This is a genomic window from Verrucosispora sp. WMMA2121 (assembly GCF_027460185.1).
Classification (GTDB): Bacteria; Actinomycetota; Actinomycetes; order Mycobacteriales; family Micromonosporaceae; genus Micromonospora; species Micromonospora palythoicola.
This window is the reverse complement of record NZ_JAPZBH010000006.1, coordinates 955,115-967,268: the sequence shown is the minus strand read 5'-3', so window position 1 is coordinate 967,268 and position 12,154 is coordinate 955,115. Positions and strand designations below refer to the sequence as shown.

9 protein-coding genes are annotated in these 12,154 nt (G+C 72.9%); all 9 read left to right on the top strand.

The features are described 5' to 3' along the window. Positions 1–33 precede the first annotated feature (33 nt). A complete protein-coding gene (locus O7605_RS13365; protein WP_269739480.1) occupies positions 34–1,032 on the top strand; it encodes a methionine synthase in 999 nt (332 codons plus the stop codon). Between the two features lie 36 nt (positions 1,033–1,068). Then, positions 1,069–1,437, top strand: a complete 369-nt coding sequence (locus tag O7605_RS13360) for a VOC family protein (protein ID WP_269739479.1) — start codon at positions 1,069–1,071, stop codon at positions 1,435–1,437. Between the two features lie 103 nt (positions 1,438–1,540). After that, on the top strand, positions 1,541–2,566 hold the full coding sequence (locus tag O7605_RS13355) for an ADP-ribosylglycohydrolase family protein (protein WP_269739478.1): 1,026 nt from the start codon (positions 1,541–1,543) through the stop codon (positions 2,564–2,566). A 42-nt stretch (positions 2,567–2,608) separates the two neighbouring features. Continuing rightward, positions 2,609–4,741, top strand: a complete 2,133-nt coding sequence (gene ligA / locus O7605_RS13350) for an NAD-dependent DNA ligase LigA (protein ID WP_269739477.1) — start codon at positions 2,609–2,611, stop codon at positions 4,739–4,741. Positions 4,742–4,885: 144 nt separating this feature from the next. Then, positions 4,886–7,324, top strand: coding sequence for a putative bifunctional diguanylate cyclase/phosphodiesterase (locus O7605_RS13345; RefSeq protein WP_269739476.1), 2,439 nt, complete (start codon positions 4,886–4,888; stop codon positions 7,322–7,324). Positions 7,325–7,483: 159 nt separating this feature from the next. After that, on the top strand, positions 7,484–7,789 hold the full coding sequence (gatC, locus tag O7605_RS13340; protein ID WP_088995614.1) for an Asp-tRNA(Asn)/Glu-tRNA(Gln) amidotransferase subunit GatC: 306 nt from the start codon (positions 7,484–7,486) through the stop codon (positions 7,787–7,789). Next, positions 7,786–9,261 carry an Asp-tRNA(Asn)/Glu-tRNA(Gln) amidotransferase subunit GatA gene (gatA, locus tag O7605_RS13335; protein WP_269739475.1) on the top strand — a complete coding sequence of 492 codons (1,476 nt, stop codon included), beginning with the start codon at positions 7,786–7,788 and terminating at the stop codon, positions 9,259–9,261. Before gatC ends, gatA begins: the two co-directional genes overlap by 4 nt. 220 nt (positions 9,262–9,481) lie before the next feature. Further along, entirely contained in the window at positions 9,482–10,432 is a 951-nt protein-coding gene (locus tag O7605_RS13330) for a putative Ig domain-containing protein (protein WP_269739474.1), read from the top strand. A gap of 109 nt (positions 10,433–10,541) precedes the next feature. Continuing rightward, positions 10,542–12,041 carry an Asp-tRNA(Asn)/Glu-tRNA(Gln) amidotransferase subunit GatB gene (gene gatB, locus O7605_RS13325; RefSeq protein WP_269739473.1) on the top strand — a complete coding sequence of 500 codons (1,500 nt, stop codon included), beginning with the start codon at positions 10,542–10,544 and terminating at the stop codon, positions 12,039–12,041. Positions 12,042–12,154 lie beyond the last annotated feature (113 nt).

Here is a 12,154-nt window from a genome sequence, read left to right as displayed (position 1 = left end):
GGTGGCTGAGGTGTTCGCGGGTAGGCTGCGGCGGTGAGTGATCTAGGGTTGCCGTGGACGGTGGGTGCGGCGACGGGTGTGGGGTCGTTGCCGGGGACCGACGTCGCCGAGGCGCAGCGGATCGTCCTCGGTGAGCTGCCCGCCCTGCCTCATCTGCCGGAGTTGCCGGCCCGGGGGCCGGGTGCGGACCTGATCGGGCGCACCGGCGGTCTGCTGGTGGAGTTGCCGATCGAGCTGTACGCGGCGCGGTGGCGGGTGGCTCCGCGCCCCGGCCGCGACCTGCGCCGGGCCCGCGACCTGATGGAACGCGACCTGGACCAGCTCGCCGAGCAGGCCGAGGAGTACGCCGGCCCACTCAAGATCCAGGCGGCCGGACCGCTGACCCTGGCCGCCTCGATCGAGCTGCCGATCGGCGGTCGGATGCTGCGCGACCCCGGCGCGCTGCGGGACCTGGCCGGCTCGCTGGCCGAAGGGCTGCGCGACCACGTTGAGGCGGTGACCCGTCGGCTGCCGCGCGCCTCGGTGCTGCTGCAACTGGACGAGCCGGGCCTGCCGGCGGTGCTGGCCGGCCGCGTTCCCACCGAGAGTGGCCTCGGTGCCTACCGGGCGGTGGAGTCGGGCGACGCCCGCGCGTTGCTGAGCGCGGTGATCGACGCGGTCGGGGTGCCGACCGTGGTGCACTGCTGCGCCCCGGACGTGCCGCTGGAGCTGCTCCGCTCCGCCGGAGCGGTCGGTGTCGCGCTCGACCTGAGCCTGCTCACCGACCTCGACCCGCTCGGTGAGGCGCTCGACGCCGGGTTCGGGCTGCTGGCCGGTGCTGCGCCGACGACGCCGAACGGTCGGGCACCGACCTCGGCCGACCTGGCCGACCGGGTACGCACCCTCTGGGACCGCCTCGGGTTCCCGCGCCGCCGGCTCGCCGAGCAGGTGGTGGTGACTCCCGCCTGCGGCCTGGCCGGTGCCGACGCCGGATATGTCCGGGCGGTCCTCGCGGCCTGTCGGGACGCCGGCCGCCGGCTGTCCGAGCAGTGAGGTTTTCCGTCGTACCCACCGGGCACGATGCCCGCCATGATTGGACAGCTGCGTTCGACGGTGATCGACTGCCCCGACCCACGTGCGCTGGCCGGCTTCTACGCGGAGCTGCTCGGCCTGCCGCTGATCGGGGACAACTCCGACGATGACGAGTGGGTGGTGCTCGGTGGGCCACCCGGCCACCAGCCCCGGCTGGCCTTCCAGCGGGCCCTCGACCTGCGCCCGCCGGCCTGGCCGGATCCGGCGCGGCCCCAGCAGTTCCACCTCGACGTGACGGTCGACGACATCGAGGCGGCGGAGCAGGCGGCCCTGGCCCTGGGCGCCCGCCGGCTACCCGGCGAGGGCGAGGGCTTCCGGGTCTACGCCGACCCGGCCGGACACCCCTTCTGCCTCTGCTGGGACTGACCGCCCGGCCTGCCGGTGCCGGCCTCGGCCGGACCGGCAGGCCGACAATGGTGGTCCGACCGGGTGCTGCGCGGACTTGCCGGCGGCGGGCATCATCACGGTCATGATCAGCCCTGCGCCGCAGCGCGTCGCCGGCTCGCTATTCGGGCTCGCCTTCGGTGACGCCCTCGGCAAGCCCACCGAGTTCCTCACCGTCGCCGAGATCGACCGGCGCTACGGGTCCACCGGTCCGCGTGAGCTGGACGGTGACCCGGCGCTGGTCACCGACGACACCCAGATGGCGTTGGCGGTGGGTTGGGCGCTGCACGACGCGCCGGCGTACACCGCCGAGGCGGTGGAGCCGCTGCTGCGCCGCCGGTTCCTGGACTGGGCGGCCAGCCCGGACAACAACCGCGCGCCGGGGATGACCTGCCTGCGGGCCTGCGCCGAACTGTCCCGGGGCCGGCCCTGGCAGCAGGCCACCGAGGCCGGCTCGAAGGGGTGTGGCGCGAACATGCGGGTCACCCCGGTCGGGCTGCTCGACGTCGACCTGGACACCCTCGCCGGGCTGGCCCAGCTCCAGGCCGGCCTGACCCACGGACACCCGACCGGGCTGGCGGCGAGCGAGCTGACCGCGTACGCCGTGCGGCTGCTCGTCGGCGACGCTCCGTTGACCGACCTCCCCGGCCTGCTCACCGCCCGGGCCCGGCAGCAGCGCACGGTCTACCGGGCCGACTGGCTCGGTGAGCTGTGGCAACGGCCGGGCGAGCGGACGCCGGAGGAGTTCATCGCCCGCGGTTGGGACGAGTGCCTCCTGGCGCTGGGTCGACTCGACGCGGCCCTGGCCGCCCCGGACGACGGCGACGATCCGTGCCGCGTCACCGGTGCGGGCTGGATCGCCGAGGAGGCGCTCACGGCAGCCCTGTACTGCGCGCTCCGGCACCCGGACGCCCCGGTCGACGCGCTGGCCCGGGGCGCGCGGAGCGCCGGAGACTCCGACTCGATCGCCGCCCTCGCCGGAGCCTTCGTCGGCGCGGCCAACGGGATGGCCGGTTGGCCGGCGGACTGGGCCGGCCGGATCGAGTACGCCGATCAACTCGCCGCGCTGGCCGCACGGTTGTCCCACCCGGGGGATACCGTGCGGGGGTAGCACGATCACGGGAGGTCGACAGCGGTGTCCGGAGGCGGCAGGGTGTCCGAGGAAGCGGTTCCCCAGCAGGTCGATGCGGCGCAGGAGGCCGCCGGTCCCGAGCCGACGCCGCAGGCGCGGGAGCGGCACACCACGCTCAGCCAGGAACTGACCGAGCACCAGTACCGCTACTACGTGCTCGACGCCCCGACCGTCTCCGACGCCGACTTCGACCGCCAACTACGCGAGCTGGAGGCGCTGGAGGCGGAGTTCCCGGCGCTGCGCACCCCGGATTCACCGACCCAGCGGGTCGGTGGCACGTTCTCCACCGACTTCACCCCGGTCGCGCACGCCGAACGGATGATGTCGCTGGACAACGCCTTCGCCGACGAGGAACTGGCCGCCTGGGCGGAGCGGGTCGAGCGGGACGCCGGTGGTCCGGCACCTTATCTGTGCGAGCTGAAGGTCGACGGGCTGGCGATCAACCTCACCTACGAGGGCGGCCGGCTGATCCGCGCGGCCACCCGCGGCGACGGCCGCACCGGCGAGGACGTCACCGCGAACGTACGCAGCATCCGGGACGTGCCGGGTCGGCTGACCGAGTCGGCGGAGTTCGGACCGGCCCCCGAGTTCATCGAGGTGCGGGGCGAGATCTACTTTCCGGTGACCGCCTTCGCCGATCTCAACGCCGGTCTGGTCGAGCAGGGCAAGGCACCCTTCGCCAACCCGCGCAACGCCGCGGCCGGCAGCCTGCGGCAGAAGGATCCACGGATCACCGCTTCCCGCCCGCTGCGCCTGGTGGTGCACGGCATCGGCGCCCGCCGCGGCTTCCAGCCGGCCACCCAGTCCGAGTCGTACGCGGCGTTGCAGGGCTGGGGGCTGCCCACCAGCGACCGCTGGCGGGTGGTGCCCGACCTGGCCGGCGTCCGGGACTACATCGCGCACTACGCGGCGCACCGGCACGACGTCGAGCACGAGATCGACGGCGTGGTGGTGAAGGTCGACCCGGTGCCCATCCAGGGCCGGCTGGGTTCCACCAGCCGGGCGCCACGCTGGGCGATCGCCTTCAAGTACCCGCCGGAGGAGGTCAACACCACCCTGCTCGACATCGAGGTCGAGGTCGGGCGGACCGGTCGGGTCACGCCCCGGGCGGTGCTCCAGCCGGTCCGGGTGGCCGGCTCCACCGTCGAGTACGCGACCCTGCACAACGCCCGCGAGGTCGAGCGCAAAGGGGTGCTGATCGGCGACACGGTGGTGATCCGCAAGGCCGGCGACGTGATCCCCGAGGTGCTCGGTCCGGTGGTCGACCTGCGTCCGCCGGACGCCCGACCGTTCGTCATGCCGACCACCTGCCCGGCCTGCGGGACGCCGCTCGCGCCCGCCAAGGAGGGCGACGTCGACATCCGGTGCCCCAACTCGCGCAGCTGCCCCGCGCAGCTGCGGGAGCGGGTGTTCCACCTGGCCGGGCGGGGCGCCTTCGACATCGAGGCACTCGGCTACAAGAGCGGCGCCGCGCTGCTCGACGCGCAGATCATCACCGACGAGGGTGACCTCTTCTCGCTCGACGCCGAGCGGCTGGCCCGTGCGCCGTTCTTCGTCAACAAGGACGGCAGCCTCGGCAGCAACGCCGTCAAGCTGCTCGACAATCTCGCCACGGCCCGGGAACGCGACCTGTGGCGGGTGCTGGTGGCCCTGTCGATCCGGCACGTCGGGCCGACCGCCGCGCAGGCGTTGGCCCGGCACTTCCGGTCCATCGAGGCGGTCGACCGGGCGACCGAGGAGGAACTCTCCTCAGTCGACGGTGTCGGCCCGACCATCGCCGCCAGCATCCGCGAGTGGTTCGCCGTCGACTGGCACCGGGAGGTGGTCCGCAAGTGGGCCGAGGCGGGTGTTCGCATGGCGGAGGAGGCGGTGCAGGAGGGGCCACGTCCGCTGGAGGGGGTGACCGTGGTGGTGACCGGCACCCTCGGCGGCTTCTCGCGGGACCAGGCGGCGGAGGCGATCCAGTCCCGGGGTGGCAAGGTCAGCGGCTCGGTGTCGAAGAAGACCGGCTTCGTGGTGGTGGGCGACAACCCCGGCTCCAAGGCGGACAAGGCGGCGAGCCTGAAGGTGCCCGTGCTCGACGAGGAGGGCTTCCGGGTGCTCCTCGACGCCGGCCCCGAGGCGGCCCGGCAGGTGGCCCGGGTCGAGGAGTGACGATCTTTACGACACGGTGCCGGATACCAACTTAATTACGACTACGACCGGTTCGTGACTGTCGCGCCGGGTTGATGGGCGGTGGGGCGTTTCATTGGGGCACGGCGCGTGAGACCACGGGCCGGTCTCGTGCCGGGAGGTGTGATGGAGTCGCCCGATCCGCGCAACCTCGTCCCGCCCGGGCGTACCGCGCAGTTCTCCACCTTCGTCGCGGCCGTACTCGCGGTGGCCGTGCTCGTCTCGGCCGGCGGGCTGGTGTCGTTCGTCTCGACCCTGCCTGACCTGCCGGCGGCGTTCTGGACGATGGCGGTGCTCGCCGTGGCCTGCGACGCGCGGCCCTTCCTGCCGCCCGGTCGGGGGCAGTCCTCCTCGGCCGTCTTCCCCTCGACCTGCTTCACCTTCGCGATCCTGCTCGGCTGGGGGCTCGGCCCCGCGGTCGCGGTGCAGGCGGTCGCCGTGGTGGTGTCCGGGATCCGGATGCGGCACGCGCCCTGGCGGACGGCCTTCAACGCGGGGCAGTACGCCTGCTCGCTGGCGGCGGCGTACGCGGTCACCCGGCTCGGCCCCGGCGGCATCTACGACGGCGCTGCGCTGGGCTGGACCGACATCGCCGCGATCGGCGGCGCCGGAGTCGCCTGGTTCGCCGTCAACTATGGGCTGGTCACCACGGCGGTGCGGCTGCGCTTCGGGGAGCGGTGGTGGCCCAACGCGTGGCACGGCCTGCCCTTCGAGCTGCTCTCCACCGGGTCGTTACTGCTGCTCGCGCCGGTGCTGGTCACCGCCGCCAGGGCCAGCGCCGCCCTGGTGCCGCTGGTGCTGGTGCCGCTGTTCGCGGTCTACCGGATGGCCCGGCTCACCGTGGAGCAGCATCAGTTGGCCGCACTCGACCCGCTCACCGGCCTACCCAACCGCAAGGCCCTGCTGGCGGAGGTCAACGAACAGGTGCACCGGCACGCGGAGCGCGCCGCCCGGGGAGAGCCCGCGACGCGCCTCGCCCTGCTGCTCATCGACCTGGACCGGTTCAAGAACGTCAACGACGCGCTCGGCCACGCGGTCGGTGACCGGCTGCTGGTGGAGGTGAGCGCCCGGTTGACCGGCGTGGTCGCGCCGCCGCAGATGGTCGCCCGGCTCGGCGGCGACGAGTTCGCGATCGTGATGACCGGGCTCAGCGAGGTCGGCGAGGCTCGTGCGCTGGCCGATGAGGTCGTCCAGGCGCTCGCCGAACCGGTGCCGCTGGACGGGCTGCCGCTGGACGTCGGCGGCTCCATCGGCATCGCCCTGTTTCCGGATCACGGGGAGGACTTCGCCACCCTGATGCGGCACGCGGACGTGGCGATGTACGACGCGAAGCACCGCAACGACACCGTCGCCGTCTACACCGCCGAGTCCGACCACAACTCCGCCGAGCGGTTGGGGCTGCTGGCCGACCTGCGCCGGGTGCTGGAGGTCGGCGCGTCGGGGCGGAACGACGGATCCGCGCCGGCCGACCTGACCGCCGTTCGCGGCGGCGACGGCGCGGTGCTGCCCACCTCCGTGCCGACGGAGGAGCCGGCCGGCGCCCGATGGTGGGATCGCCGGCGACGCCGTCCCCGGGTGATGCGGCCCGACGACGAGCTGATCGCCCGGATCATCACCGGCGCCGACCCGACCCTGCGCCGGGCGGCCCGGGACGCCGGATCGGACGCCGCGACGGCCGGCGGGGCGGTGTGGTCCGGGACGCGCGCCGGTGACCAGTCGGACCTCGGTGGTGGGGCGGAACCCACCGCCGAGGATCGTCCCGGCGCCGAGCCGGGCACGGACGCGGGCGAGATCACGATGTACTACCAGCCGCAGGTCGCCATCGCCACCGGCGAGGTGGTCGGGGTGGAGGCGCTGCTGCGCTGGCGGCATCCGCGCCGGGGGATGGTCGACCCGGAGGAGCTGATCCGGGTCGCCGAACAGAGCGCGGTGATGCGGCTGCTCACCCGCCGGGTCGTCGACGACGTGGTGGAGCAGCTCGCCAAGTGGTCGGCGGCCGGCCTCGGACTGCGGGCGGCGTTGAACGTCAGCGTGCGGGACCTGCACACCGGTGAGATCGCCGACCAGATCGCCGATCGGCTCGCCCGCTACGGGGTGGCACCCGAGCGGCTGCAACTGGAGATCACCGAGGGCGCGCTGATGGCCGACCCGCGGCGGGTGCTGACCACCATCACCCGGCTGCACCGGATCGGCGTGGGCATCGCGCTCGACGATTTCGGCACCGGCTACTCGTCCCTCCAGCACCTGCGCCGACTGCCGCTGTCGGAGGTGAAGGTGGACCGCTCGTTCGTCCTCGGCATGGTCGAGGACGCCGACGACGCGGCGATCGTCCGCTCCACCATCGAACTGGCCAAGGCGCTGGGGCTGCGGGTGGTGGCCGAGGGCGTGGAGGACGAGCGGACCTGGCGGATGCTGCACGCGGCCGGCTGCGACGCCGCCCAGGGCTGGTTCTACGCCCGGCCGATGCCGGCGGAGGAACTGGCCGCCTGGCTGGCCCGGTACCGTCCGCTGCGCCCACTCGGCGGCCACGACGAGGCGGACATTCCCCGACGGCACGCCCGCTGATCCGGCCGGGCCGGGACCGGCCGCTATCGGGTGCTCGGGGAGGCGGCAACGGCCGGCCGGGCGGGAAACAATAGACTCGCTGCGGTCACCGCGTGTCGCGTAGCCGGCAGCGGTGGGCGCAGGTCAGGCAGACGCAGCACAGCCACGAAGGGGGCACCGATGGCCGCCATCTCCCGCGAGGAGGTCGCGCACCTGGCGCGACTGTCGCGGCTCGCCGTGACGGAGGAGGAGTTGGACACCTTCGCCGGTCAGCTCGACGTGATCCTCCAGGCGGTCGCACAGGTGGGCGAGGTCGCCGCCGCGGACATCCCGCCGACCTCCCACTCGGTGCCGCTGACGAACGTGCTCCGCGAGGACGTCGTGACGCCGTGCCTGACGCCGGAGGAAGCGCTGTCGGGTGCCCCCGACGCGGAGGAGCAGCGGTTCCGCGTACCGCGGATCCTGGACGAGGATGTGGCCTCATGACCGACGTCACCGCAATGACCGCGACGCAGATCGCGGGGCTCGTCGCCACCGGCGCGGCCTCCGCGGTCGAGGTCACCCAGGCCCACCTGGACCGGATCGCCGCCGTGGACGGCCGGGTCAACGCCTTCCTGCACGTCGACACCGAAGGCGCGCTCGCCGCCGCCCGGGACATCGACGCCCGTCGGGCGGCCGGCGAGGAACTGGGGCCGCTGGCCGGTGTGCCGGTCGCGGTCAAGGACGTCCTCACCACGAAGGGTGTGCCGACCACGGTCGGCTCGAAGATCCTCGAGGGCTGGCGTCCGCCGTACGACTCGACGATCGTGCAGCGGCTGCGCGCCGCCGGCACGGTGATGCTCGGCAAGACCAACATGGACGAGTTCGCGATGGGCTCCTCCACGGAGTACTCGGCGTACGGGCCGAGCCGCAACCCGTGGGACACCGACCGCATCCCGGGTGGCTCCGGCGGCGGAAGCGCGGCGGCGCTCGCCGCGTACGAGGCGCCGTTGGCGATCGGCTCGGACACCGGCGGCTCGATCCGCCAGCCGGGCGCGGTCACCGGCACCGTCGGCGCGAAACCGACATACGGCGGCACCTCCCGGTACGGGCTGGTGGCGTTCTCCTCCTCGCTGGACACCCCTGGCCCGTGCGCGCGTACGGTGCTCGACGCGGCGTTGCTGCACGCGGCGATCGGCGGGCACGACCCGCGTGACTCCACCTCCATCCCGGCACCCGTGCCGGACGTGGTGGCCGCGGCGAAGCTCGGCGCGACCGGCGACCTGAGCGGGGTGCGGCTGGGCATCGTCACCGAGTTCGGCGGCGAGGGCGCGGAGCCGGGCGTGACGGCCGCCTTCAACGAGGCCGTCGACACGCTCACCAAGCTCGGCGCGGAGATCGTCGAGATCTCCTGCCCGCACTTCCGCTACGCCCTGCCGGCGTACTACCTGATCGCGCCCAGCGAGTGCTCCTCGAACCTGGCCCGCTTCGACGGCGTCCGGTTCGGGTTGCGGACCGGCGACGACGGCAACCGGTCGCTGGAGGAGGTCATGTCGCTGACCCGGGAGGCCGGCTTCGGCCCCGAGGTCAAGCGGCGCATCATGCTCGGCACGTACGCGCTCTCCTCGGGCTACTACGACGCCTACTACGGGCAGGCGCAGAAGGTGCGGACGCTGATCACCCGCGACTTCACCGCGGCGTTCGAGCGGGTCGACGCGCTGATCTCGCCGACCACCCCGTTCGTCGCCTTCCCGCTCGGCGCGCGCACCTCCGACCCGTACCAGATGTACCTGGCCGACCTGTTCACCATCCCGAGCAACCTGTACGGCGGGCCGGGCATCTCGGTGCCGTGCGGGCTCTCCGAGGGGCTGCCGGTCGGCCTGCAGGTGATGGCACCGACCATGGCCGACGACCGGATGTACCGGGTCGCCGCCGCCTTGGAGAGCGCGGTCGGCACGCTCACGCCACCGACCATGTGACCGATCGTGCGCAGGCGGCCGACCGTCGTCCGCGCACGGCACCGTTCGCCCGCCCGGTGCGGCCACCCGGCCGCGCCGGGCGCGGTGGCGTCGGCGCGACACACTGGTCACCGATCGGGTAATTGCCGATCGTCAACCCTCCTGTTTGGATGACCGAGAGTCGGGTGGACCGGCTGGTCGCTGGCGAACGCGAGCCGTTCTGATCAGAGCTGGATGTGCGATGAAGACACTGCGCCCGGTCATGGCCCTGACGATGGTGGTCGCGTTGCTGCTGGGCACCGCATCCCCGGCCGCGGCGGTGGCCGTCACCATCACCTCGGGCGCACCCCGGTCGCCGATGGTCCTGGGGCAGGTGTACGCGATCCACACCGTCGAGGCGACGGGTGGCACGGAGCCGTACCGGTTGTCGTTGAGTGCGGGGAGCCTGCCGCCGGGCATGCTGCTGGTCGGTAACTCGCTCGGGGGTTCGCCGACCACGGCGGGCACCTACACCTTCACCCTGCGGATGACCGACGCGGCCGGCCAGTTCGCCGAGCGGACGGCCACGATCGAGGTACGCGAACCCACGGTCGAGATCACCTCGGGCGTGCCCCGGTCGCCGATGGTCCTGGGGCAGGTGTACGCGATCCACACCGTCGAGGCGACGGGTGGCACGGAGCCGTACCGGTTGTCGTTGAGTGCGGGGAGCCTGCCGCCGGGCATGCTGCTGGTCGGTAACTCGCTCGGGGGTTCGCCGACCACGGCCGGCACCTACCCCGCGACCCTGCGGATGACCGACAGGAACGGCTTCTTCGGCGAGCAGGACATCACGATCGTCGTCGCCGAGGCCGCTACCCCGACCCCCACGGCGACCTCGACCGGTCCGAGCCCGACACCGACCGCTCCGAGCGCCACCCCGACCGCTCCGAGCCCTACCCCTACCCCTACCCCTACCCCTACCCCGACCGCGTCCACCGCCACGCCGAGCCCGGCCGACCCGACCTCGACGCTGTCGCCGAGCCCCGCGGCGCCCGTCCCGTCGCCGTCGAAGACGAGCGGGGCCTGGCTGCCGGTCACCGGGTCGAACTCGACACTCGTGCTGCTGTCGCTGGGCGTGCTGGCGTTCTCCATCGGCGGGATCCTGCTCGTCGTGACCTTCAATCGTCGTAGGCGGTTCAGCACACCCGAGTGACATCCGGGTGACGCCCGGCCGAGACGTGCCCGGTCGAGCGGCTAGGCTTGGCGGCGTTGTGTCCGGATGCCGCCGTGGGCCGGCTACCGCCTGCAAAGCTGGAGTTCTCATGACCACGACGCTGCCCGCGTACGACGAGGTCGTCGCGCGCTACGAGCCGGTGATCGGCCTGGAGACCCACGTCGAGCTGGGCACGAACACCAAGATGTGGTGCGGCTGCCCGACCGACTTCGGTGGCGAGCCGAACACCCGGGTCTGCCCGGTCTGCCTCGGTCTGCCCGGCTCCCTGCCGGTGGCGAACTCCGCGGCCATCGAGGCGACCGTCCGGATCGGCCTGGCGCTGAACTGCTCCATCGCGCAGTGGTGCCGGTTCGCCCGGAAGAACTACTTCTACCCGGACATGCCGAAGAACTTCCAGATCAGCCAGTACGACGAGCCGCTCTGCTTCGACGGCCACCTGGACGTCGAGGTCAACGGCGAGCTGGTGCGCATCGGCATCGAGCGGGTGCACCTGGAGGAGGACACCGGCAAGACGCTGCACGTCGGCGGCGCCACCGGCCGCATCCACGGCGCCACCGAGTCGCTCGTCGACTACAACCGGGCCGGTATTCCGCTGGTCGAGATCGTCACCAAGCCGATCCCCGGTACCGGCGCGCTCGCCCCCGAGGTGGCCCGCGCGTACGTCACCGAGCTGCGTGACGTGATCCGCTCGCTGGGCGTCTCGGATGTACGCATGGAGGAGGGCTCGCTGCGCTGTGACGTCAACACCTCGTTGAACCTGCCCGGCGAGGAGTGGGGCACCCGCACCGAGACCAAGAACGTCAACTCGCTGCGCTCGGTCGAGCGGGCGGTCCGCTCGGAGATGCTGCGCCAGGCGTCCGTACTGGAGGCCGGCGGTCGGATCACCCAGGAGACCCGGCACTTCCACGAGGACACCGGGGACACCACCCCGGGCCGGTCCAAGGAGACCGCCACCGACTACCGCTACTTCCCCGAGCCGGATCTGGTGCCGATCGCGCCGGACCCGGCCTGGGTGGCCGAGCTGAAGGCTGCCCTGCCGGAGCTGCCCCGGCTGCACCGCCGTCGCCTCCAGGAGGCGTGGGGCCTGTCGGACGCGGACATGCAGTCGGTGCTCAACGCCGGTGCTGTCGAGCTGATCGAGGCCACCGTGGCGGCCGGTGCGACGCCGGCCGCCGCCCGCAAGTGGTGGCTGGGCGAGCTGTCCCGGCGGGCCAACGAGACGGGTGTGGAACTGGCCGACATCGGGGCCACCCCGACCCAGGTCGCCGAGCTTCAGGGCCTCGTCGACGCCGGCAAGCTCAATGACAAGCTGGCCCGCACGGTCCTGGAGGGCGTGGTCGCCGGCGAGGGCTCGCCGACCGAGATCATGACCAACCGCAACCTGGAGGTCGTCTCCGACACCGGCGCCCTCACCGCGGCGGTGGACGAGGCGATCGCCGCCAACCCGGCCATCGCCGACAAGGTCCGCAGCGGCAAGGTGGCCGCCGCCGGAGCCCTGGTCGGCGCGGTCATGAAGACCACCCGAGGCCAGGCCGACGCCCAGACCGTCCGCACCCTCATCCTGGCCCGCCTAACCCCCCAATCCTGACCCACCCCACCCCACCCCGACCGCGTTGATCATGAGGCTGGCGGCAGTTGTCGATCTTCCCGCCGCCGCTAACCACATGATCAACGCTTGCGCCACCCCGAATGAGGGCGTCA